Source organism: Corynebacterium silvaticum, from assembly GCF_004382825.2.
In the GTDB taxonomy this organism is placed as follows: domain Bacteria; phylum Actinomycetota; class Actinomycetes; order Mycobacteriales; family Mycobacteriaceae; genus Corynebacterium; species Corynebacterium silvaticum.
Window position 1 is genome coordinate 251066 of the sequence record NZ_SDQO02000003.1, and the last position, 25068, is coordinate 276133.

Genomic DNA, 25068 nt, shown 5'->3' on the forward strand with positions numbered 1-25068 from the left:
ATCGTTCTGCGGGTGATGATACTACTCAGCAGACTCCGCAGGGTCAGCGATGATCACCATCGCAGTACGGAGCAGCCGGTCGCCCATCTGGTAGCCGCGGCGTAGAACCGTCCCCAGAACTTTCTCATCGCCAGATGAGAGGTCCTGAACTGCCTCGTGGCGCTCAGCGTCAAAGGCATCGCCTTCCTCGCCAAACGGGGTGACCTTCAGGCCTTCGACCACACCGACAAACTTGTCACGGAAAGCTTTCAGTGGGCCTTCTTCAAGGTCACCGTGCTTCTCAGCAAGGTCAAGATCGTCGAGGATCGGAAGCAGCTGAGTCATCACCTGTGCCTTAGCCGCCTCTACTCCAACCTGACGCTCGCGCTCGGTACGACGACGGTAGTTCGCGTACTCTGCGCTCACGCGCTGTAGGTCCTCGGTCCTCTCGGCGAGTTGCTCTTCCAGGGTAGGCTCAGCAGCCTGCTCGGCTACCTCAGCGTCAATAGCAGCAAGGGCTTCTTCGAGCTCGGCTTCCACCGTAGGGTCGATGTCCGACTCAACGTTCCCCTGATCCGCACGCTCCGCTTCCTCGGCAGCAGCCTCTGCACGCTCTGCCGACGTTGTCTCTGGATCTGTGTGTTCGGGATCGCCCGGGTTATCGGGCATACCGTGGGATTGGGTCACTTCTTCTCTTCCTCCTCGTCAACGACCTCAGCGTCGACGACATTCGGATCAGCCTTGGAAGCAGCGTCAGCAGCACCTGCATTAGCAGCCTCTGCCTCGTAGATTGCCTTGCCCATCTCCTGAGACTCGGTGGACAGCTTCTCCACGGCGGTCTTGATAGCCTCGATGTCGTCACCCTTGAGTGCCTCATCGACAGCATCAGCAGCTGCGATGACCTTGGCCTTCAGCTCCTCAGAAACCTTCTCGCCGTTCTCTTCCAAGAACTTGCGGGTCTGGTATGCCATGGTCTCAGCGGAGTTGCGGGTCTCCTGCTCCTCGCGACGCTTCTTGTCCTCTTCTGCGTGCTGTTCGGCATCTTTGACCATGCGATCGATCTCTTCCTGAGACAGACCGGAGCCATCCTGAATCTTGATGGTGTTTTCCTTGCCGGTTCCCTTGTCCTTAGCGGACACGGAGACAATGCCGTTAGCGTCGATGTCAAAGGTGACCTCGATCTGCGGGATGCCACGCGGTGCCGGAGCAATGCCACCAAGTTCAAAGGAGCCAAGCAGCTTGTTGTGAGCAGCGATCTCTCGCTCGCCCTGGAACACCTGAATCTGGACGGAAGGCTGGTTGTCTTCAGCCGTGGTAAAGGTCTCAGAACGCTTGGTAGGGATGGTGGTGTTGCGCTCGATCAGCTTGGTCATCACGCCACCCTTGGTTTCGATGCCCAGGGAGAGCGGGGTGACGTCGAGAAGCAAAACGTCTTTCACCTCGCCGCGCAAAACGCCAGCCTGGAGTGCAGCGCCTACGGCTACGACCTCGTCTGGGTTAACGCCCTTGTTAGGCTCGCGGCCACCGGTGAGTTCCTTCACCAGCTCAGAAACAGCAGGCATACGCGTGGAGCCACCGACCAACACAACGTGGTCAATCTCGGAAACAGAAACGCCTGCGTCCTTGATCACCTGGTTGAACGGCGCCTTGGTGCGATCAAGCAGATCCTGGGTGATGCGCTGGAACTCGGTACGAGAAAGGGTCTCGTCCAGGAACAGTGGGTTCTTGTCAGCATCGACGGTGATGTACGGGAGGTTGATGGTTGCAGACTGAGAGGAAGACAGCTCGATCTTTGCCTTCTCAGCAGCCTCGCGGAGGCGCTGCATAGCCATCTTGTCCTTGGACAGGTCCATGCCATTGCTGCTCTTGAACTTGTCTACGAGCCACTCGACCACGCGGTTGTCCCAGTCGTCGCCACCCAACTCGTTGTCACCGGCGGTTGCGCGAACCTCAACGACTCCATCGCCGATCTCCAGGAGGGAGACGTCGAAGGTGCCGCCACCAAGGTCGAAGACGAGGATGGTTTGCTCTTTCTCGCCCTTTTCCAGGCCATAAGCCAAAGCGGCAGCAGTAGGCTCGTTGACAATACGCAGAACGTTCAGACCTGCGATCTGGCCGGCCTCCTTGGTGGCCTGACGCTGAGCGTCGGAGAAGTACGCCGGAACCGTAATCACGGCATCGGTAACCTCATCGCCCAGGTAGGACTCTGCATCCCTCTTCAGCTTCATCAACGTACGAGCAGAAATCTCCTGCGGGGTGTACTTCTTGTCGTCGATGCCAACGGTCCAATTGGTGCCGACGTGGCGCTTGACGGAGCGAATGGTGCGGTCAACGTTAGTCACGGCCTGGTTCTTGGCGGACTGTCCGACCAAGACCTCACCGTTTTTAGCAAATGCGACCACCGAAGGGGTGGTGCGGGAGCCTTCAGAGTTAGCGATAACCTGAGCCTCGCCACCCTCCAGCACGGAGACCACCGAGTTGGTGGTACCGAGGTCAATTCCTACTGCGCGTCCCATGTGATGTCCTCCTGAGTGTTTGGTTTTATCTTTAACGTTTTTACTTAAAGTTGACTGACTCTGACTCAATCTTACTGGACCGTCCAACTATAAGTGAAGAACTTACCAGATACCTTGAGCGCCTGTCACTCAACCTGACACTATGCATAACGGCGCTATCCCCAAAGTTGTTCCCACAAGACTCAACTTTTTTAAAAATTCCCCATTCCCGCAGTTCACCCCCTCATGACAAAAGCCACGAAAAGCCCGCGGCGAGCGCCTTCTCCTACAAAGCACTCACCACGGGCCGCTCTCAATGCGCTAGCTCAAGCTATTCGTTGCGACGTCGCCAAGCATAAATACCGCCGGCGAGAAGCAGAAGAACAACCGGAATGATCGTAAAGAGCTTGCGACCGCCACGACCAGTCAGCGGCAACTCACCCGTTTTCACGTTGGCCACCTGAATCACCCACGCGCTCGTCTGATCACTGTCATCCTTACGGCTCACACTGATCAGACCCGAGTCGCTGGCCTGTGGATCAAGAGTAAACCGCAGATCGCCCGCCTGATCTCCCGTGGGTACCACGTTGAAGCGCCAGGCCTGCGGAAGCAGCTGCGAATCCTCACCAGGAGTAGTCTCTACGAGGTAATAGCTGCCAGGGGCAAGAGAGAGGACGCTGTGCCTCGGGGACAATGTCAGTGAACAACGGCTCGCCGGTAGGATGGTCGCCTTCCGCACGGAAAATCGAGAACCTCGACCCATTCAGCGGAGCTCCCTGCGCGTCCACCTTTTCAATGAAAATCGAACCCTCGGTGCGATACAGGCTGTTGATATAGATTAATGTCTCCACCCTGTTGCTCATTGAGCTCAACTTCTTTACCAGAACTAATCGGCGTGCGCTTCGCCTTAGCGATCTGCTCCTCAAGAGACTCAGGTGCTTGCTCCGTCGGAGTAGCCTCAAACAACTGGGTGGTGCTCTGCTCCAGGCGCAGTCCCTTGCTGGCCAACAAAGCCTGTTGCTCTTCGGTCAACTGCTCCGAGATCCAGCAGCGCGTACCAATAGGGACACCTGGGGCAACCCAACTCTGGCCATGCCGAATATCAAAGGTTCCACGGACAGTCTGCGAACCAGTAGGCGACGAGGCCCCGGCGCGGAAGGCTTCCGGCACCGGCTGCGTGGGCAGCAGCGGCAGATCACAGCGATAGGTGAAGCGGAATTGAGGGTTCTCACCCAAGACGTCTTGCGGTCCCTCAAGGTGCTTCTGCACCGCAAAGACCATGGTGTCCATCCAATAGCTATTTTCAAACACCACGTCTGTGACGTTATCCGTTTGCAGATCCACCGGCTTGATAGTGATCGACTCCGGCTTGTCCAAGAAGACCTGCCCGTTTCGGGATGCATAGGCACGATGCACCGACTGCACACTATCCGCGAACTCGGCGGGAACCTTGTCAGAGGTGTCCTCTGTAAGTTCACACTCCACGGAGACCGGAAGTTGTTTGCCGTCTGTGCCCAGGATCTCTACCGGTTTTCCGTCAGCCGGAACCCTGAGGGAGCCTTGATGTATCTGCTTTGTCAGCGGATCCTCACACCGCCAGGACACACCAAAGGTCTCTTTGTTGGTGAGGTACTGGTTAACGTTGCCCTCCTGGTTGCCCACGTACTTTGTGGCCACGCGCAGCTGCGCACGCTTGCGCGCGTAGTCATTGACCACCGTCACATTTTGGGTGGAATCGGGTTCGCCGGCGATCTTGAACGTACCGGTGGCCCCGGCTTTGTCCGTAAGAGGGGACTCCAGCGTTGCGCCGTCAAAGGAAACATTCACGTCTGCGTCATAGCGGTTGATCTGTTCCTCGGTAATCAGGCAGGTCCATCCCACCGGAACCTCCACAGCCGATTGCTCCGGCGCATTTGGCGTAGTAAACAGCCCGTTTCCGGCTCCTCGGATAGTTCGCTGTGCCGTGATTGTGCGCTCGCCACGCGGATCTTTGCAGGCCAGGTTAAACACAAAGTCCTCGTCGGAGGCCAAACTTGGCCCGTCTCCCGTGAGCTGCTTAGTCAACTGCACTTTAAGCCGGTCTGCGGTATAGGAATTCCACAGAACAAGCGTTCCTTGGAAGTTCGGATCTGTGGCGCTGGCGTTCTCAGACTCGCGGATCTTCATCACCGCGGAGTCCTGTCCTTGGGTATTCTCGCAGTTTTCCGCCAAGGTGCACGAGGTCTCGGTTCCGTTGCCGTCTTGGTCTGCGGTCACCGCCCAGGTTAGAGCTAGCTTGTGGTTAGCCAGCTGCGCGGTGTCCAGGTTCTCCGATACCCGGCACTCGGTGCCGACGGGGAGGTTATCTATCTTGTGTTCGCCTCCCAGCTCAAAGCGGGCGATGTTCATGGTTCCCGTGCGGATCACCTGACCGTGATAGGTACAGGTGTAGGAGAGATCGAATTTCCGATCTTTACTGACCACGTTGATGCCGTCTCCGCCTACCTTTTTGCGCAGGTTGAAACTTCCGGTCTTGACCTTGTAGTTATTGGTCACGGTGCCTGTGGTGCTACCTGCGACGTTATCCACAACGATGGTGTCCGTCTTTGCGCCATCCATGCGCCCGGCCCCCTCAATACTGAGGGTAGGACCTTCCAATCCGTCAATCTCTACCGTGTTCTCGGTAAAAGTACATGAGGCATTCACGGGGACTTCCGCTTCTATGGGTTCTCCCCTGCCCACTTGCGCCGTGCTTTGAAGCAGCTCCTTGCCACCGCGACTACAGGTGTAGGTGAATTGGAACTTAGTATCCGCAAAAAGCCCCTGAATGATGTCCTCGGGAACGGGCTGACCATTGCCTTGATACGTCGCGCTGACCTTCTTATTCAGGGTCAACTTTGCCATGGCGGGCTTGTACTCATTGCGGACATCGATAGTGGCTGCTTGCCCCACCTCCGGCATAGTAAACGTCATTACTTTGCCGGTCACGCTCTTCTCGACGCCCTCCATGGACGTCGTCTCAACGACCTCTTGCGAGTGCTGCATGTTGTTCTCCGTCAACGTACATTCAGCGCCGACTTTGATCCCGCTGATCACTTCTTCTGCCTCGGCGCCGAGGGAGAAGTTCTTGGTGGTGCCATCAGTACACGTCAGCCCAAAGCTAAAGGTCTTGGGGACGTAGTTGTCTAGATCGTCCACTCCCTCCTTCAGCACAGCGACCTTCTTGGATACGGTGAGATCACCGTTCCGGGTAGAAAATACGTTCTTGATGTCTACCGACGTTCCCGCTTGCGACTCCACAGCGGCCACGTTGGTGCTAAATTTCTTATCCAGTTCCACACCGTCTGGGACGTCATAATCCTCCGTGAGGGAACATTGCGTTCCCACGGGGAAGGTCCCCAGGGTTTTCGTTTCTCCATCAGCCAACGTGACTTCGACAGAACGCGGGGAGTCCTCAGCAGGGACAACGCACTGCGCTTTGACGGTGAAGGAAGCAAGCATAAGCTCCGCGCGCTTTGTTACGTCCAACACCTCTGTCGCATCGACGGATTTTTTAATCGTGATGGGTCCTTGGTCCCTCACAAACTCGTTGGTCATCAACGCCTTACGCGGCGTTTGGCTAGCCGGCCCGACCACAACATTCGTATCAGCGGCCTTGTTCACCGTCGCGTTTTCCACCGCAACGTCGCGCTCGCTCACGGTGCAGGTAGAGGCTACCGGCGCGCCGTCGATACGCACAGCCTGACCGCCCACGATCTTGATGCCCTCTTTTCGGAAGACTTCCACACCTTCCCTACGGCAGACCGCGTCAAAGATGAACTCGCGTTCGCGCCCCAGTTCAGCGTCTTTTCCGCTTACTTTCTTCTCGATGAGGATCGCGCCAAGCTTTGGCTCGTAGTTATTGACAGCTTTGGTCTGCGGATCAACAGCGGTATCGGGGTTCAGCCAGAAGTAGTTGCCCTGGCAATTCTTCAGGTCAGAGGTGCCGTCTCCTGCATTGACGCAGACATTTGATTGCCAAGAAGGCTTGAGGTCATACCCCTCAATGGCGATGGGGTTCGTCGAGGTGCCTTCCTCGATGAAGGCACACTCGGTGCCAACGGGCAGCGGACCAATAGTGGCCTCGCCGTCGAGCGGGATAGTGGTCACGCCATTTGCCACGTACAACGGCTGTGCGCTGCCACCGGTTTCTGGGCGTTGATCACGATCAGGAATATAACGGCATGTGTATTTCACCGGATAGTTCTTTGGTAGCAGCGAAGCCGGGATCTTCTCACGATTAACTATCTGCTTAGAGAGCTTGAACGTCCGTGTGACCGGCTCGTACGTATTTGTGGCTACCGCCGAAACCCGGCCGTTGTCGTCGTAAGCTTTCTTTCCCACAACGAATTCAACCTTGCGGTCGTTTGCGCTTGTCGACGCCACGTTATCGGTCGCCCACGTCGTCTTTAACGTATACAGCCTCTCATCGACCTGCGGCTGTGCTTCTTCCACCACGCACTTAGTGCCAAGTGGCAGGTTACCAATTTGCCGGCGGTCGCCAGAGAACAGGCCTTTCTCCTCTTTCTTTGCCACTTCCTTGCCCTGATACGTACAGGTGTAGCTGAGGTCGAAGGTCCGCCCGTTGACCGTGGGCGACAACACCGAATTAGGAGTGACCACGTCCTTACCTATCTCCACCGGCACCTTGGGCACGTTGGAGAAGGTACAGGAGATGATTTTCGCCGGGTCGAGGGTTAGTTCCACACCATTTGTGATGGCAGACGTTTGTACTTTCTGAGGTTGGCCGCCTGCTTGGAAGGCTTGGCAGGTGACGGCCTTGTCGCCTTCTGTAAGTAACTGGAATTTTTCCTGTTGCTTCTCAATGACCTTTACCTTTGGGTTACCGTGACTGAAATCTGACACGGCAACAGCAGCCACGCCCCTGGCGTTGGTAACAAGGTCTTTCTTCTCCGCGGATCCGCTTTCTAAATCAAAATGCCAATCCGCTCCTGGTTCGATGAACATGCCATCCCCGTCCACAATTTCTTTGTTCACCAAAAGACATCCGGTGACAAAATTCTTTTGAAGCTCAGATGGAAGAGTCGCGTAATCAGGAGAGATGATCACTTTGTTAGGATCTGGTGCGATCATCTTCAGCATCTGTTGCGAGGTGTAGTACCCAACAACTTCCCAATATGTTGCATACCCATCGTAGTAACGCGGAGCACGAATCTCTTGCGGAGTCTGATCCTGAATAGCAGCGCCCACTCCAATGGGAATGAACTGCGTTTTATTCTTTATAAACCTCTCTTTTTGTTTTACCGCGTTGTCGATTTCTGAAACCTCAGTGGTGTTGCCCTGATAGTTCTTACCGTTGCTATCAAAAGTTGGCTTTCCGTCGGTGATGAAGTAAACGGTGTCGTAATGAGTACCAGCTTCAATGTCGTCTGCGACCTGCTTCATGCCCTGTTCCCAGTTGGTGGCGCCAAACGTGTTACCGGGAAGGAAAAGTGAGTCGATCCGTTCTCTAAATTTCTTCACCTGCTCGGGATCGCGCAAGGACATCGACTTCAGGTTCTGATTGCCCTCACCATAGGCAGGAGCTGCGGTGGCAAAGGTATAGAGGCTAAACGTGTACGGTGCCCCTTCCAGGGACTTCACCATTTCCCGCAGCGTCTTCTTCTGATTCTCAAGGTCTGCTGGGCTCAAAGAGTTGGAAAGGTCCACGACAAAAGCAACAGAGGCCCCGCACTTATTAAGGTCCAGATCGGGCTGGGGTTGCACCGGTGCTGGCTGAGCTTGCGCCGTAGGCTCCGAGCTCAGCGGAAAGGTCAGGGCTGCAACCGTGATCGCTAATACGGCTGCGGCTGCCAGCATGTGGCGAGTCAACCACCGGAGCTGGTTTTTCACGCTAACGATCATGATTACTCATCGTCTCCTCGGTTGTTCTTCTTATTCCACATCACGGCACCAAATCCCAGGGCGGCTAGGATAAGGCCCACGAGTGCAACACCTAGGACTGATGCACCCGTCCTCGCCAGAAATGAGCCTTTTGGCTTTTGTTTCTCCTGTTTGTCCGGCTGCGGGTTTGGTGTAGACGGAGTAGGAGTAGCTGGCTGCGGCGTCTTCGGAGGAAGCGGCGGAAGTGTTGAGTCCCACCACGGCACCGTCGGATCGCTAGGTTCTTTGTGTTTGGGTTTGGGATGAACCAGGAGATCGTAGTTCCATGCGCCGGTCTCGGCTGAGGATGGCAGTGGAACAATAAAAGGCTCAAACCCTCGGTCGGACCCTGCGACGGGTTGGACCTTATATAAGCCGATGGGCAGGGCGTCGAATCGCACTCGGCCCGCGTTATCGGTCTTCGCCTGCCACGACTGAGACTCCGGCTGCTGGAGAGCCTCTACGACGGACAGCTTGGATGCTGCCAGCCAACCTTCTTGAGTGGTCAGGTCGATTCCGCTTATACGAGCAATACGCACGGGTATGCCGGATAGCGTGCCACTCGCGGCCGGAGAATTTTTAAATTCAATGCTCAGGCTTGCGCTACGACCCGGATCGATGGTTGCTGCTTGGACAGAGTCCACAGACACGGCGGGGCGAGCAAAAGCTATCGGCGAGGGGCATACGATTGCTATGCCCATCGCAGCAACCACGGCCAGCCGTATGCGCACCAGTTTATTTTGTTTCACCATTAGCTTAAGCTTTCTCGTTTTCTTTATTTCCAGATCGTCTGCGCAGGTAAATCCCTACAACCACAGCCAGGATCGCCAGCGCGGCAAGGATTCTCCACAGCATCCAGGTTTCCCATCTGCTAGCCGTCTGCGGCAGGCTGTGTTCCTCTGTCTCCACGCGTTCCGCGTGCACAAGTAACCGATGGGTGTTAATCGCGTAGGGGGTGCACGTAATCAGGGTGAGGAGATCTTTTTCGTTTTGTGCTCTTAAACTCTCTATCTCCTGCGGAAGCACAACTTCTGTGTTGGTCACTTTGTAGGTGAGGACTTTGCCCACGGTGTCCACGTACACCATGTCCCCCACCTGCACTTTTTCCAGGTGATCAAACATCGTGGCTTCTGCCAGCCCTGAGTGTCCTGTGATCACCGCATGGGTGTTGGGGCCGCCCACAGGCAACGATGATCCGTAGATATGCCCCAACCCCTTGTCCAGAATTTCATCGTCTGTCCCGTGAAAGACCGGAAGAGTGGTTGCGATTGAGGGAATAGAAACCACCGACATAACTGCGTCGTCTGTGCCCGGCGCGTTGAGCTGAGCTAGATACTCGCGATACAACCCGCTGTCTTTAGAGACTCGGGACAGCCACGGGTCCAATATCGGAATATGGGCTAGGCGTTCGTTATAACTCTGATCTTGGGCAATCCAGCGTTCCCTATCCGCATCAGACATGTCTTTATGCGAATCGACATATTTTTGAGCCTCCCGTGCATGGAATGCGTTGTATATGTACGCTGCGGCTACTGGGTAGAGGAGAGTGATCACACCTACGATCACCAGGACTAGAGAAATCATGACAGGTTTGTTTGACGTTCTGCTTAGGCTTGCCCTCATAGAAGGCACCTTCTTCCTCACTTGTTTTGATTGTCACGCCCACAGCCCCACAATCAATCTCTATGAGCTTCAAACATGTTCTGTAGTCTTTAAGGTCATGAGCAGAAGAGGAACTGTTGTATGTTTCACAAGTCCTGAGACTTATAACAGTGGTACGCTACTTCTTTTAATTAAAATTATTTATAATAAATACTTTTAATTAGCTAAACCCTTATCTATGTGGTGAGCATTCGGGTAATATTCATAAGGTTTACCCACCTCCGACTCCCCCTATAAAGAGGCATCCTTCACCTCAGGATTTAATTTTCGCTCCAATGATTCTTAAATCTCCACAGCTGTGGCATTCTTATTTCTGATGGATACGCATAAGAACCCCCACTCCCCGACCCCTGGTACCACATCAGATCGAGACATCTCCGATCTTTTAAACTCCGCAGTCGAGGAATCAGAACCGCTCATTGTCCCCGCTAACGAGGCACCTCGCAAAGACCGCGCGATCATCCTTGGCGCCGACGCACGATGGGCTTCCGGCTGGGCGCTTCGCTTTATTATCGTGGTCATCGCCAGCGTTATGGCATGGCGCGGACTAGCCACCGTATGGCAAGGCGTCCTCCCCGTCATCCTGGCGCTCTTATTGTGCACTGTCCTCTGGCCGCCAGTGAGATGGCTGCGGGCGAGGAAAGTTCCGCCAGCGGCCGCTGTCATTATTGTTGCTATCGGATTCTTTGGCTCTATTGGCGGTATCTTTGCCGCAATGGCGCCAAGCGTAAGTTCTCAGTCGAAAGACCTCGTCGATCGCGCTACCGAAGGCATTAACCGCGCGCTGCAGTGGGCAGAGCACGGCCCGCTCAACCTGGATACGTCGAAAGTCGATGGCTACATCCAAAAACTAACGCAGGCGCTCCAAGAGCACTCGCGCAATATCGCCAACGGCGTGTTCTCTGGACTTACCACGGCATCATCGATTCTTATCACGATTATCCTGATGCTCATTCTGTCCTTCTTCTTTCTCAAGGACGGCACGCGATTTCTGCCTATGGTGCGCAGGGTCACCGGCCCTAACGTGGGCTGGCACCTCACCGAGGTACTGACTCGTATTTGGAACGCCCTGGCAGGATTCATCAGGGCGCAGGCCATCGTCTCCTTGGTCGATGCCGTCCTCATCGGAATCGGCTTGCTCATCCTCAAGGTTCCGCTTGCCTTGGTCCTGGCAGTGCTGACCTTCTTTGGTGGTTTTATCCCTATCGTGGGTGCTTTCACCGCAGGCGCGCTTGCTGTGGTGATCGCGTTGGTCAGCAACGGTGTTTCTAACGCTATCTTCGCTTTCATCCTGATCATTGCCGTCCAGCAAATTGAAGGTCACATCTTGCAGCCGGTGCTCCAGTCTCGCGCCATGAACCTGCACGCCGCAGTGGTCTTGCTCGCTGTGACTATCGGCTCTGCCCTCTTCAGCGTGGTGGGCGCGTTCCTGGCAGTACCGGTAGCAGCTGCTTTGGCAGTGCTCATCCGTTACCACTCCGAGCTCGTCGCGCTACGAGCAGGTGAAATAACGCTTGACGAGATCGAGCTGGCTACCGCCGAAGAAGCCAGCCCACCGATCAATGGCGAACAGGCTTGGGGCAACCTCAAGGAACAGCTAACCAAGCTAAGTTTGAGAAAAACATCGAATGTGGTGATTAAGAAGGAAGAAGCTCCTTCGCACCCCACAGACGACTAAAAAACTACAAAAAGTGTGGCCCTGGTTCTTCGCCAGGGCCACACTTTTCTTTACTTGGACTTCAAGTGATCCATCTCAAGCACGGTATCCACGCATGCCGCGAGGAGGCGGTGATCATGGGATATGAGCAGAACTCCCACTCCGTTATCAGCTTGTCGACGCAACAAGGACACCACGGCAGCGGTAGCTAGTGGGTCCAGCATGGACGTCGGCTCGTCGCAGATAAGGAATCGCGGTGCCTGCGCTAACGCGCGAGCGATACAGGCACGCTGTAGCTGACCATCACTGACTTGATGGGGCAGCCGGTCTAGCAGCATGGCGTCGACAAGCGCCTCATCAGCGCATTCGTTCACGCGCGCGGCGATGGCATCGTCGTCAAGCTTGCCTGCGATGCGCAATGGTTCCGCGATGATGTCTCTCAGCTTCCACCGGGGAGAACACGCATCCCGAGGCGACTGATTGATGGTGGCGATGTCCGGATTACGGTGGCCTCGTTGTGTAGAAACCTCCTGAGAATCGATGAGGACCTTGCCCAGGGTAGGGGCCATTTTCCCGGCGAGCAGTCGAGCCAGTGTTGTCTTGCCGGAGCCGGAAAGACCCACCAAACCAATCATCTGGCCTGGGATGATCTCAATGCTGAGGTTCTCTAGAACAGGTGCGTTCTTAGTAAATTCAACGGTCACCGCAGATGCGCGAAGGTTCTGTGTGTTATCCACGCTCAAGTCCTTCCGTAACTTTTAATCCGCCACTAGGCAGCGCTGCCAACAATGCGCGCGTGTACGCATGATCTGGCGTGTGCAACACCTTGTGGGCAGGACCGGTTTCCATGATCTCGCCGTCCCGCATCACGGATACGGTGTCGCAGATCTCGGATTCTCGCAGGTCCTCAATATCGTGGCTGATCACCAAAATTCCTACGCCCTTAGAATCTGCGATCTCTTTGAACAGGGCCAAAATATCGGAGGTGAGCTGTGGGTCTAATGCACTGGTCGGCTCGTCGGCAATCAAATACGTCGGGTTGCCGGCCAACGCTGCTGCGATAGCCGCTCGCTGCGCCATGCCGCCAGAAAGCTGATGCGGGAAGAACTCCGAGGTCTCCTCCGGAAGATGGACGGTGTGCAACAAATCAGACACGGTGTAGGTGCCCTGGTGCCGGTCAATAATCTCTTGCAGCTGGGTGCCCAACCTGCGCACAGGTGTGAAAGACTGCGCTGCAGATTGCGGAACAAAACCAACGACGGTGCCCCGGATCTTAGAGAAGTCTTTCTCTCCCCACGCCAGCGGTTTCCCGGCGACGCTCACGCGCCCTACGAGCTTGGAATACTGTGGAGCAATTCCCACGATCGACTTACCCAAGGTGGTCTTGCCCGAACCTGAGGCACCAATCAAACCGTGGACGGAACCGGGTTCCACATGCAGCGACGCATCTTTGAGAATCCGCTGCTGGGTGTCATTTTTTCCGTGCACGACAACGCTCACATTGTGAACTTCCATACCCGTGCTCGGGGACACCACGTCGGTCTCTATCTGTTCCTCGGCTTCAGTGACATCAATATCGGTGACCACCTCAGGAACTTTCCGCGCCAGCGACACGGTAGAAAGCGTGGTGGTGAGCAATACGGCTGCAGGGAATACCAGCGCCCACCATGCGCCCCGCATGATGTCCTCGCGAGCGAGGTCCATAAGGGTGCCTAACGACGGCTCATCTGCCTGGATACCCAATCCCAAGAATGACAGCGCAGACTCATGCCACACAGCATGGGGCATCAGCATGATCATGGCTACCACGGTCTGACCAGCGGCTGCAGGAGCTAGGTGCTTGATAAGCACCCATTTAAAGGGGCCACCGGCGGCATAAGACGCATCCACATAATCCGAGGTGCGCACGGCAAGCACAGAAGAACGAACAATGCGGGCAACCGGCGACCAGTGTGTCAACGCGATGGACAGCACAATCGCAACAAGCGAGCCTCGGAACAGCGCAACGATAACCACGGAAAGAATCAGGTGCGGGATGGAGTTCACTGCATCGTTAAGACGCATGATGATGCGGTCTGTGCGTCCACCCACTGCGGCGGCAATCAATCCGACGATCACTCCAAGCGCCGTTGCCACGAGCGCAGACAAAGAACCAATGACAAGCGAGACCCGCAAGCTCTCCGCTGTGCGGACAAAGAGGTCAAAGCCAAAGTGGTCAGTGCCAAAAGGATTAGTGGAGCTCGGGGGATGAAGAGCCCGAGAGAAACTGGGGTTTCCAGCATCAAAAAAGACTGGGACTAGCAACCCGTACAGCACAACTCCGATAAAGACGGAAATGCTGATGCGATGATACTTAGCCCATTTCTGTACGTGCATTGCCACGGGAGATTTAGTTTGTTTAAACATCGCTCACCCTCGGATCAATAATCATGTAAGAAACGTCGCTGGCCAGCGAACCTAGCATCACGACGACCGTAGTGGCAGCGGTAGTGAAAGCCAACAACGGGAAGTCCACCGCAATCGCAGATTCCACGGTCGCTTGAGCCAGTCCTGGCCACGAGAACACGGTCTCTACAATCACAGCGCCCACAACGAGCTCGCCCAAACGCGCGCCAATCAACGTAATCAATGGCATCAGCGACAGCGGAAGCACGTGGCGCACGAGGATGGTTTTTTCACTCAATCCGCGTAGCCGCGCATTAGCCACCGCCGGGGATTGCGAGGCCTCAAGCGTGGACTGCTGCATAGTCAGCAAAGGCCAGGACAACTGGGAGACCGCCAGCACTATAGCGGGCGCAACCAGGTACGGCCCCACCGTCAGCAGTGATGGAACGTCGCCAACACGCGAAGCCCCACCCACCGGAATGACGTGCAAATACACACCAAAAAAGAGGACGGCACCGAGTGCATAAACGTACGACGGAGTGGCCGCTACAAAAACGCCGATTGCGTTAACAGAACGGTCTACCAAGCCTCCGGGGCGACGAGCAGCCCATACGCCCAAGATCGCGGCGATTACGAGCATGAGGAACAAACCGACCGAGGACAGCACGATCGTCCACGGGAGTCGCTCCCAAATCACATCCGCGACCGACTTATTGTAAACGCGTGACCAGCCAAGATCACCTCGCAGCACGTCGACCCACCATTGCAGCCACTGCTGCCACCAAGGCCTATCCACGCCCAACGACGCTGCGATTCGAGCGCGCTCATCATCGGTGTAATCGCCGTATTCGGCACCGAGATAATGAGCAAGGGGATCAAACGGCGACAACGCCGCCAAAGCAAACATAATGAACGTCACTACGACCGTAGTACATGCGATAACAAGCAGGCGCAGCCCCACCATCACACCTATACCGTCGAGGTTGTCTCTTCTTCCAGGCAACAACACTGAAAAAGATCCTTCCGTAGAGAATGCGTATAGCTCCAGTGCCAAAACGCACGGAGCTATACGTCAAAAGATGGGGTGGCTTACTTGGTCCACTCGGCAACACGCCACCATGGTCCCCAGGTGACACCATGAATGTGAGGCTCAAGTAGGTTCTCTGGCTTCTTCCACTCGTTGTGCTTGCTTGCATACACATGCTCAAGGTTGAGCAGGCACAGAGCTGACGGATCATCCATGTACATTGCCTGGGCCTTCTGCCACAGCTTGTTGCGCTTAGCGGTGTCTACCTCGCTGCGGGCTTCGTCGAGAAGCTTATTCAGCTCCTCAGATCCGTAGTCGCCGGGGTTAGCCCACTTGCTGGTAGAAGGTGTACGGGTGTGCAGGTACTCGTACGCCATGATGGTGACGTCATAAGGAGCCGAACCGCCGCCCAGCACTGCTGCTGCTTTGCCCAAAACAGGTCCGATTTCATCCCAGGTTCCAGCCTTGGTCTCAAAATCCAGACCAAGCTTCTTCATCTGGGAAGCAAACTCAATAGCGATGTCGCGACGCGTGGTATCGCTAGATGCGTAGTAGAGGGTGACGTGGAAGGGCTTGCCGTCCTTCTCGCGCATACCTGCGGCGTTCTTCTTCCAGCCGGCTTCGTCGAGAAGCTTCTCTGCCTTAGCTACGTCGTAGCCGAAAGTCTTCGACGAGTCGTGTGCGTCACCGTACAGCGGGGAGATCAGGGTCTCCAGGGTTGTGCCGTAGCCACCCAGTGGCCCGTCCACGAATGCCTGACGATCCACAGCAAAGTTGAGAGCCTGGCGCACCTTAGGATCTTGCAGCTCAGGAACCTTGGGGAAGGAAATTCCGCGCCAGTCAGCCGTCTTGGTAGAGACAACGTCAATGCCGTCTTTGCCCTTCACAGACTTGACCTGTGCCGGAGGAATGGCAGCGCCGTCGACTTCCCCGGCAGCAACGCGCTGTGCACGCGCCGTGTCGTCAGAAGCAGTGGTCACAACGATCTCTTTAACCTGAGGAGCCCCAGCCCAGTAATCCTCATTAGCCTTAAATACAACCTCGTCGCCACGGTTTTCCACCAGCTTATAAGCGCCGGTGCCCACGGGCTTAGTATTCAGCTCCGCCTTGGTGATAGGCCCGTCCGCCTTCAACTTCTCAGAAGGAGCGATGGCGTAGAGCAGCCGTGAATTCATCTCCGCGAGTGGGTGGTTCAACTTGAACACCACGGTGTGCGGATCCTTGACCTCTACCTCTTTGATGACCTCATAGCGAGCAACGATCTGCGAACCTGCATCAATGTTGCGGGCCATGTCGTAGGAGGCCTTCACGTCTTGAGCATCAAAGTCCGAGCCATCACTGAACTTCACGCCCTCGCGCAGCTTGACCGTCCACTCAGTGGCATCCGCGTTGTGCTCAGGCATTGCAGAAGCCAAAGCAGGAACAAAGTTCGGGATTCGATCTGGACCTGCTGATTCTGGGCGCAGCAAGCCGTCATATACCGGGCTCACACCTGTTTGACCATAGCCTGTCGCAGGATGGAAACCATCGCCTGCTTCCCGGTCAGCTAGCACAATGCGAGACGGGTACCCTTCCTCGCCGCTCGCTTCTTTGTGGCTAGGGTCGCCGCAAGCAACAAGAACGCTTCCAGCAAGGGCCATGGACAAGAGTGCTGCTCCACTGCGCTTAGAGCACAGCGCAAGGAACGAGGGGGAACGTCGCATAGAAAGATCTTTCCTAAGAATGAAGGGTTAGGTATTATTTAGAAAAAACTATCAAGAAGTCAATTGAATTTCAATATCAGAAACTTAGTCTTGGCATGCCTGAGCCTCGATATACAGCCTTACCACCAACTTTAGTTTTAGTGAGAAGAGACACAATGTGTTTTACATCCTACATATCTCACTCATTGCGTTGTCTACAGGCCAGTCGGAGCCTTTATTTTTACGCATGTTTCAGGGGCATACGATCAGCATTTACCCAATCCCAGCCTCGCGTCCACAAGCTTTCTTAACACAAAACTTAAAGCCCCGAAGCTGGTTGCTCCGAGGCTAGAGTTGATCAATGGTGGAAAGCTATCGTCACTATCCCCAAATAGCATTCAAAACAAGCACGGCCATACCGGATACAAAAGCCGCAGCCGGAAGCGTAATCACCCAGGCCATCGCGATGGGCTTCATCAGGCGCCAGTTGGCAGCTTTATTCACAATGCCGATACCCAGAATTGCGCCAATCAGGATGTGAGTAGAAGACACCGGAAGGCCCAGAACCGAGGAACCCATCACAACCGCAGCCGCAGCCAACTCAGCAGAGAACCCGGACGCCGGATGCATCTCCGTAAGCCCCGATCCCACCGTATGAATCACATAGCGCCCGATAAACCACAGGCCTGCGATCAACGCGACACCGCAGGTAACCATCAGTGCGGTAGGAACAGCAGCCTTGCCGTTAATACTGTCAGTCCGCAAGACATCTAGCACTGCAGAGAACGGGCCAATCGCATTCGCGATGTCATTAGAACCATGGGAAAAGGCGAATGCCGATGCCGTAAAGACCTGCATCCAGGAGAAGATGACAAACGTGGCCCGGGAGAGCTCTTGCTGCTTGAGAGTCCGAGAAAAAATCAGCACCGCCATCCACACAACGGCAGAGATCATTCCCAGGATCAGGACATTCCCCAGCGTACTGATGTGCAGGTTAAGGTTCTTTAGTCCCTTGAAGAGCATCATGGCGCCGATGAGGGCTGCGCCACCCGCGGCAAGCAAGGGAACCCAGTTTTCCAGGGCCTGATGGGTGTTGAGGTTATCGCGACGGTGATTAATGCGATAAAGATCGCGGTAGTACTCGGACTCTAGCTCGCTAGGGTCAAAATCGCGCTCCTGAATCAAAGCGGCGTCGCGCGTCATGGCATTGGTGTATGCGAGCTGTTGAATCTCATTCAAACGCTCGAAAGAGGCCTTGAAAGACTTGTGCAGCTCAATACGGTCGGTTTTAATTTGCCGCAATTGCTCGTCTGCATCCTGGTTATAAACCAGAATGTGCTTTTTAATAAAGCCGAAGAGAAGCCACGCAGCCAGCCCACCTAACACAGGTGAGAGAACCCACGACAATGCGATCTGGCCAATTTCACCCCATTGCACCATCTCCCAGCCGCCAAGGCTTTGGGTGAAGCCCAGCACAAGGGAGGCTCCGACGATACCGCCGATGATCGAGTGAGTCGTGGATACCGGCCAGCCCATGCGGGTAGCCGCCAGCAACCACACCGCAGCCCCCAAGAGGGAGGCCATCATAATGAAGGCAAAATGGTGCGGACTAAGGTCAATGGCATTAAGGTCAACGATCCCGGATTTCACCGTATCGGTAACCTCACCACCTGCAAGAACCGCACCAGAAACCTCAAAGATAGCCGCGATAACCAGGGCCTGTTTCATCGTGAGGGTTCCAGCACCCACCGAGGTGCCAAAGGAATTGGCTACGTCATTACCGCCGATATTGAAGGCCATGAAAACGCCGAACAAAATCGTGGTAATCAAAATGCCTTTGTTAGCGGTATCACCCACGTAGCCGAATGACCACAGGATGAAAACGATCAGCGTAATCGCTAAAAGTCCACCAAAAGTAAGGTGCCACCATCGATCTGAACCGGCATCCTCAGTGGATGGTGTGGTCAGCATAGTGCTGTCCGCCATTGTCGCTCTACTTTCTCGAGTCAGTCATTCCTCCGATAGCCAACATGATCAAGGTAAACAGAAAGTTAACCCCAGCAGCGTTTACCACGATAAACCTCCCCCGTTTCACACCTGAACACTCCCCAGACAGACAATCTGGTGTTAAAATTCAATACTAATCTGTCTATCTATGGTTTACCCAGGATAATGGCGGGTTTTTACGTCGTAAAGCACAGCACGAGCAGAAAGGTAACCAGCAATGTCCGCTACATTTCGCATCGCCGTCATCGGCGCTAACGCAACTGGTCTCTATGCCTCCGATCTGCTCCTGCAGTGTCCGCAAGCAATCCGGGTCGACCTTATTAACGATTCCCCCGTCCCCGCCGGGATCAGTCCTTTTGCGCAAACCCCACAGCAACCTCGCGGCTCAGGCGTGCGCTCTTCCATCCGCGTCATCGGGAATATCCACCCCGACGTCCTAGCGGAGACCCGTTTGGAGGACTATTACGATTCGGTCATTATCGCCGATTTTGCCGATGCCGTTGACGTCCGTCATGCAGTCTTAGAAGCGTTATCCTCACGCAGCGACTATGCACAGGAGAGGAAGCGACTAGGAAGAAAAGACTTGGTCGAGGCCCTCAAAGAACGTGGAATTGTGCACACCATCTGGGCCGATGCCTCATTGCTGCTCACCGGCCGCGACTTGGACGCATGGCAGCGTGCAGTCCATACTGCTCAAGGAGCCCCCGTCTGCTTCTGACTTAACTAATGCAAGCCACCGCTTGCTAGTTATCGGCCTGCGCCAACGATTACCTTAAGGTAGAAAGCAGTACTCATCCCGTTTTAGCTGTTTCCCTCAAGGATCGTGATTTACCGTATGCCGCTTGCAGTAGCCAGCGCAGTCACGCCCACTACTGTTGTGCTGGGCGTCTTCGGCATCGTCTTATCGCTCCCCGCGTGGTTTTTCTTCCTCCGCGCGACATGGCGTCTTTACTCTTTCATTGCTTCTGGGCAACCGTCCCCAGGGCGCACGCATAACCCCGTGCGCAGAGCTTGGCAAACGTTTAAGGAAGTCTTCTTCCACACCGAACTCATGCGCAAACCAGCGGTAGCTGTCGCCCACTGGTTTGTCATGCTGGGATTCCTCTTCGGCGCTATCGTGTGGTTCGAGGCATATATCCAAACCTTTAACCCGGCAGGCGGCTGGCCTTTCCTCTCTCATTGGCGCGTGTACCATCTTGCGGAAGAAATCCTGGCCCTGGGCACCGTTTTCGGGATTCTTTTCCTCATTCTTGTTCGCCTCAATGCAGGCGTACACAGCCGTTTTTCCCGTTTCTATGGCTCCAATGCCAAGGCGGCCTACTTTGTGGAGGCTGTTGTCTTTGTCGAGGGCCTCGGCATGGTTCTGGTGAAAGCTGCCAAAATCGCTACGTTTGGGGATGGCTCCGCCTGGGCGGATTTTTCCACGATATACCTGGCCAAGCTGCTCCCCAGCAGTCCAGTTCTGGTCAGTGCCTTTGCCCTGGTGAAACTGCTCAGCGGCATGGTGTGGCTCATCGTCGTTGCCCACAACCTGACCTGGGGTGTGGCGTGGCATAGGTTCCTGGCATTCTTCAACATCTTCTTCCAACGCAACCCCGACGGCAGCCCGGCACTAGGCAAACTGCAGCCGATGTATTCGGGTACCAAGCAGCTCACGATGGACAACGTGGAAGAAGAGGACAGCCTCGGCGTAGGCAGCCTTATAGATGCGCCGTGGAAGATGCTTCTCGACGCCACCACCTGCACCGAATGCGGCCGATGCCAAGAGCAGTGCCCCGCATGGCATACAGAAAAGCCCCTCAGTCCGAAGCTCTTTATCACTGATATTCGTGACGCTGCGGTCGCACAGTCCTCTTATTTACAAGACCCCACCACCTTTGCCGCGGATGATTCCCACGCTAACGTCGACGTGCTCAAGTTAGTAGGAGAAGCACAGGTCATCTCCCCCGATGTTTTGTGGTCCTGCACCAACTGCGGAGCCTGTGTCGAGCAATGCCCCGTAGACATAGAACACATCGATCACATCGCTAATCTTCGACGCTTCCAGGTCCTCGCGGAATCCGAGTTCCCCTCCGAGCTGACGGGGATGTTTAAGAACCTTGAGACTAAAGGCAACCCGTGGGGAAGAAACTCCGTCGAACGGAAGACCTGGATCGACGAAGCCCGCCGCGATGGCATCGAGGTACCCGTACTGGGCGAGGATATTACGGACTTCTCCGACACTGAGTATCTCTTCTGGGTGGGCTGCGCAGGCGCCTTTGACGAGGACGGCAAGAAAACGACGCGCGCCGTCGTTGAGCTGCTACACGTCGCTGGCGTTAAATTCGCGGTGCTTTCCAAAGGGGAAACCTGCACCGGTGACCCCGCGCGCCGCGCCGGAAACGAGTTCCTCTTCCAGATGCTCGCCGCAGAAAATGTGGATACCCTCAACGACGTTTTCGATGGCGTTCCACGAGGCAGCCGTAAAATTATCACCACGTGCCCGCACTGTTTTAACACGCTGCGCAACGAGTACCCGGATTTTGATGGACACTTTGACGTTTTCCACCACACCCAGCTGCTCAATCGCCTGGTGCGGGAAAAGCTCCTCACTCCTATTCCGCGCCGGCCTGAAGACCGCAAGCCCATCGCGTATCACGACCCGTGCTTCCTGGGCCGCCACAATAAGATCTTCGACCCACCCCGCGAGCTTCTTAACGCAACGGGGATGGAGCTCACCGAGATGGAGAGAACCAAAAACGAGGGATTCTGCTGCGGTGCTGGCGGCGCCCGGATGTTTATGGAGGAAAAGCTCGGCACCCGCATCAATGAAAACCGTGCGGCTGAAGCCATCAAGACTGGTGCTCAAGAAATCGCCGTGGGCTGCCCCTTCTGTAACTCCATGCTCAGCACTGGCGTTAAATCCGTTGCCGACACACAAGAAGCCCCCAAGGTCCACGACGTAGCGCTGATGCTCCGTGATTCCGTGCTTATCGACGGCCAACTACCCGAACCCAAGGAACGGGTATTCCTGGATCCACCTGTCCGCCAGCCAAAGAAGAAGCCCGCAACTACACCTGAGCCGCCCAAGACTCAACCCGCTGCAGCACCTCCGGCCGCGCCACAGCCGCCATCAATTCCGGCTCCGACGATCCCCACCCCGCCAGGTGGCACCCCACCAGTCCCGCAGCCCCCACAGGTGCCGACTCCGGGAGTTCCGCCCATGCCAGTACCACCAGTGGCGGTTCCCCCAGCTGTGATTCCACCGGCAGGCCCGCCCGCGGCGGCAATACCTCCTGTGGCAGCGCCTCCCGCGGCAATGCCTCCCATCGCTGGGCCGCCCACGGCTATACCGCCGGGAAAACAATCGGCGTATCCTGAGGATGCTTCCGAGGAACAGTAGTTCTCCGCAGGTGTCGGAACTTTTTGGCAGTGTTATACGTTTGTCTTACGTGGTCGGGGTAAGCGCTTTTACTTCGACCAGCAACATAGTCTACAAGCGCAGATAGGTGGCCCGATTGCGATGACGAACCCGTATCAACCCGATTACCGCATCGGCGATGCCGAACGCACCCAAGCGATGGACGACCTGGGAGTACATTTTGCTGCCGGCCGACTCTCGTTTGAAGAATACGATGAACGTCTTAATCAGGTCACACAAGCGGTTACCCGATCCGACATTTCTTTGCTTTTCGACGATCTCCCCGCCGCACACGCTCCTAAAGCAAACGATCCTTCCGCCTTCCTGCCAGCACCAAGCGCGCAGGAACCCCATTTCCCCGATACATATTCGCCTAACGAGATCGATAATGCTTATTCCAGAGGTCGCAATATCCGTGGCGGAATCCTCGGTCTTACCGGAGTAGCAGCAATCACGCTTACCGGGCTCACGGCTTCCCCTGTATGGGTCATGCTCGTTCCCATGGTCTTCATCATGCTTTACGTGTTAAAGCTCGGCCCTGAATCTTGGCATGCGCCCAGCCGCCTCAAACTTGACCGCCAGCGGATGAAACAAGCCCGGTTGCTTCAGCAACAACAGGTCTTTGCCATTGAGAACCAGAATGCACAGCAGCGAGCGCTCGCCCGTGCAGAGCGCAAGCGCAAGCAAGAGGAGCTCAACAGCATCGCCACAGAACTAGCAACCGACGCTCTTAAACGGTTCCGAGGCAAAAAGAACAGTTAGTGTTGGTGTTTGTCCTTGCCGTGACGCATTCCAATGTCATGCAGTATCCCGTGGATGCGCTCGTCGACAAGCGAATACGACCTCACGGCCAAAGTGTTCTTCCTTGATCGCGCCCATATGCTCCATGGCGCGCAGCGCGCCTGACGCGGTAGGGACCCGAACCCCCGCGGCCTCGGCTATCTCAGTGACCGTGGTGGCCCGCGGCCCTGCATAGTGCAAAACTACGAGAATGCGCAGCCGGGTCCGGTCCCCCATGAGTTTAAAATAACCAGACCAGTCGTCGGCTTGTTCCAAAAGGTCATACATGCGGCGTACCTCATTTATCTCGGGGCGGCCGCCAACAAGGCAGCGGCGCCTTCGGGAGAACGGAGAATCTTTGCTTCTACGTTGAAAACTCAGCAATATTGCTTGACGATAAAGACGATAAAACAGTGTCTACCGGCCCCTCTGCGACACAACGTCCAGAGTGCAGGATAAGGGCAGTATCAGCATATCGCGCCACCAGTCCCAAGTCATGCATAACCGCCACTACAGTCAGCCCCTCGTGAGTGACCAACCGGTGCAGGACCTGGAGCAAAGTCAACTGGTGCTCGATGTCCAGGTGGTTGGTGGGTTCGTCGAGAAGCAACACACGTGCGCCCTGCGCCAGGCCGCGCGCAATAGAGACGCGCTGCTGCTGACCACCGGAAAGCTCGCTCCACTGGCGCTCAGCTAGGTTTTCCATCCCAAGCAGCTCTAACGCGTGAGCAACCCGGTCGTGATCCCGTTTAGTCCTACGGTGGAAGATTCCTCGGCCGGCAACAGCACCCAGCCCCACAAAATCGACCACCGTCATATCCCCATTGAGCGTAGCTACCTGGGGAACATAGGCCACGGTCTCAACTCGTTGCCGAGCCGGCATGCGAGCGAGAGGCTTATCATCAAAAACGACGTCACCAGTGAAAGGGACGACTCCCGCCACCGCATTTAACAACGTGGATTTTCCACTACCGTTAGGCCCAACCAACGCCGTGATCGTGCCTGGTTGCAGCGTCGCGGTCACACGATGCACTGCGGCGGTATCGTCGTAACTAACACCGACATTTCTGAGATGTATCAAGGTTATTTCTTTCCTTTCTTCCATAAAAGGAAGAAGATCGGAACACCAATGAGAGCAGTAATAATTCCTACCGGGAGTTCCTGCCCTTTAAACAAAGAACGAGCAATCGCATCTGCGACCACCAGCAGAATTGCCCCTACCAGGGCGCTTATGGGGATTATCCGCACGTGCGCGCTGCCTACTACCAGCCGAACCGCATGAGGAACGATAAGTCCCACGAACCCGATAGCACCCACCGAGGCAACCGTAACGGACGTCATAAGGGCAACGATCACCAGGACCGCGCCCCGCGTCAGCACTACGGGGACGCCCATGGTGTGCGCGGTGGCGTCGCCAAGCCGCAGCGTATCTAGATGACGCGACAACGCCCACAAAGCGACGATCGCCGTCGTACACACTATGTCTGTCACCAACAGTCCGTCTTGACGCGAAGAACCCAACGCACCCATGAGCCAGGCCATCACGGCCTGGCTAGAATCCGCGTCGCCCTTGCCCATCATGATCAGGAACGTCACGGCCTGAGCAAACTGACCGACCAGCACACCTGCAAGAACCACCTGTTGGGACTGGAAGCCCGAGCCCCGCAACAGCATCAACAGCACCAAAAAGGATCCCAGGCCACCCAGTGCGGCGCCAGCCGTAAGGCCCAGCACTCCTTGGGTTCCGATAACCAGAACAACAACTGCGCCCACAGAAGCGCCGCCGCTGATGCCCAGAAGATAAGGTTCCGCTAGCGGATTATGCGTGACAGTTTGCAAGCACGCGCCCGCCAAAAACAAACCTTTTCGCCCAAAACCACACTTTCCTTAGCGCAGGGAGAGTAAATGCGACCTTAATCACCCTTGAGACCAGTCAAGTTCCAGCATTGAGTATCAAATTTTTGCGATAGCGTGACAGCCTCAGTTTCCACTTCGGCCATCTGCGCCAAAGATTATCAATGAGTTGATTGACAGTGCAAGTCGTACGCCCCTCACATACAAGTTTGGCGGGTAGCTCATGCGCTACCCGCCAA

The 25068-nt window shown here is 55.6% G+C and carries 15 protein-coding genes and 3 pseudogenes; 4 read left to right on the forward strand and 14 right to left on the reverse strand.

Annotation, left to right across the window (positions count from 1 at the left end; genetic code table 11):
* Nucleotides 1-21: 21 nt before the first annotated feature.
* The 6 genes from grpE to ET810_RS09280 all read right to left on the reverse strand — a co-directional run bounded on the left by grpE (nt 22) and on the right by ET810_RS09280 (nt 9998).
* Entirely contained in the window at nt 22-666 is a 645-nt protein-coding gene (gene grpE / locus ET810_RS09260) for a nucleotide exchange factor GrpE (protein WP_087454640.1), read from the reverse strand.
* Entirely contained in the window at nt 663-2495 is a 1833-nt protein-coding gene (gene dnaK, locus ET810_RS09265) for a molecular chaperone DnaK (protein ID WP_087454641.1), read from the reverse strand. The genes grpE and dnaK overlap by 4 nt, the downstream gene beginning before the upstream one ends.
* Before the next feature lie 310 nt (nt 2496-2805).
* Complete coding sequence (locus ET810_RS12815; protein WP_225870160.1) at nt 2806-3237, reverse strand: LPXTG cell wall anchor domain-containing protein; 432 nt, start codon at nt 3235-3237, stop codon at nt 2806-2808.
* A 29-nt stretch (nt 3238-3266) separates the two neighbouring features.
* The gene (locus tag ET810_RS09270) at nt 3267-8357 is read right to left on the reverse strand and encodes a DUF5979 domain-containing protein (protein ID WP_225870161.1); all 5091 of its coding nucleotides are present in this window, start codon (nt 8355-8357) and stop codon (nt 3267-3269) included.
* A gap of 2 nt (nt 8358-8359) precedes the next feature.
* Nucleotides 8360-9127 carry an isopeptide-forming domain-containing protein gene (locus tag ET810_RS09275; protein ID WP_087454642.1) on the reverse strand — a complete coding sequence of 256 codons (768 nt, stop codon included), beginning with the start codon at nt 9125-9127 and terminating at the stop codon, nt 8360-8362.
* 4 nt (nt 9128-9131) lie between these two features.
* Nucleotides 9132-9998, reverse strand: a complete 867-nt coding sequence (locus ET810_RS09280) for a class C sortase (RefSeq protein ID WP_216605391.1) — start codon at nt 9996-9998, stop codon at nt 9132-9134.
* A 355-nt stretch (nt 9999-10353) separates the two neighbouring features.
* Here ET810_RS09280 and ET810_RS09285 point away from each other — a divergent pair, with 355 nt between their 5' ends.
* Nucleotides 10354-11715 (forward strand): AI-2E family transporter, encoded by a 1362-nt coding sequence (locus ET810_RS09285; protein ID WP_087454644.1) that lies wholly within the window; start codon nt 10354-10356, stop codon nt 11713-11715.
* A 50-nt stretch (nt 11716-11765) separates the two neighbouring features.
* Here the strand turns inward: ET810_RS09285 and ET810_RS09290 are convergent, their stop codons facing one another.
* The 5 genes from ET810_RS09290 to ET810_RS09310 form a co-directional block, all read right to left on the reverse strand.
* Nucleotides 11766-12431: an ABC transporter ATP-binding protein gene (locus tag ET810_RS09290; RefSeq protein ID WP_087454645.1), complete on the reverse strand. Its 666-nt coding sequence runs from the start codon at nt 12429-12431 to the stop codon at nt 11766-11768.
* Nucleotides 12424-14100, reverse strand: coding sequence for an ATP-binding cassette domain-containing protein (locus ET810_RS09295; protein ID WP_134316218.1), 1677 nt, complete (start codon nt 14098-14100; stop codon nt 12424-12426). Before ET810_RS09295 ends, ET810_RS09290 begins: the two co-directional genes overlap by 8 nt.
* A complete protein-coding gene (locus tag ET810_RS09300) occupies nt 14093-15043 on the reverse strand; it encodes an ABC transporter permease (RefSeq protein WP_166741063.1) in 951 nt (316 codons plus the stop codon). The genes ET810_RS09295 and ET810_RS09300 overlap by 8 nt, the downstream gene beginning before the upstream one ends.
* A 125-nt stretch (nt 15044-15168) precedes the next feature.
* A complete protein-coding gene (locus ET810_RS09305) occupies nt 15169-16809 on the reverse strand; it encodes an ABC transporter substrate-binding protein (protein WP_087454648.1) in 1641 nt (546 codons plus the stop codon).
* Between the two features lie 360 nt (nt 16810-17169).
* Nucleotides 17170-18774, reverse strand: a complete 1605-nt coding sequence (locus tag ET810_RS09310) for an inorganic phosphate transporter (protein WP_087454649.1) — start codon at nt 18772-18774, stop codon at nt 17170-17172.
* A gap of 238 nt (nt 18775-19012) precedes the next feature.
* Here ET810_RS09310 and ET810_RS09315 point away from each other — a divergent pair, with 238 nt between their 5' ends.
* The 3 genes from ET810_RS09315 to ET810_RS09325 all read left to right on the forward strand — a co-directional run bounded on the left by ET810_RS09315 (nt 19013) and on the right by ET810_RS09325 (nt 22957).
* Nucleotides 19013-19513 carry an oxidoreductase gene (locus ET810_RS09315; RefSeq protein WP_087454650.1) on the forward strand — a complete coding sequence of 167 codons (501 nt, stop codon included), beginning with the start codon at nt 19013-19015 and terminating at the stop codon, nt 19511-19513.
* A 117-nt stretch (nt 19514-19630) separates the two neighbouring features.
* Nucleotides 19631-22177, forward strand: coding sequence for a (Fe-S)-binding protein (locus ET810_RS09320; RefSeq protein WP_134317678.1), 2547 nt, complete (start codon nt 19631-19633; stop codon nt 22175-22177).
* Between the two features lie 120 nt (nt 22178-22297).
* Nucleotides 22298-22957 (forward strand): DUF1707 SHOCT-like domain-containing protein, encoded by a 660-nt coding sequence (locus ET810_RS09325; RefSeq protein ID WP_087454652.1) that lies wholly within the window; start codon nt 22298-22300, stop codon nt 22955-22957.
* Here the strand turns inward: ET810_RS09325 and ET810_RS09330 are convergent.
* The 3 pseudogenes from ET810_RS09330 to ET810_RS09340 all read right to left on the reverse strand — a co-directional run.
* Nucleotides 22954-23263, reverse strand: a pseudogene (locus tag ET810_RS09330) (ArsR/SmtB family transcription factor). The gene ET810_RS09325 and the pseudogene ET810_RS09330 sit on opposite strands and share 4 nt — an antisense overlap.
* Nucleotides 23264-23277: 14 nt before the next feature.
* Nucleotides 23278-24056: pseudogene (locus ET810_RS09335) on the reverse strand (ABC transporter ATP-binding protein).
* A gap of 2 nt (nt 24057-24058) precedes the next feature.
* Nucleotides 24059-24838: pseudogene (locus ET810_RS09340) on the reverse strand (FecCD family ABC transporter permease); the annotation flags it as partial.
* Nucleotides 24839-25068: the final 230 nt, after the last annotated feature.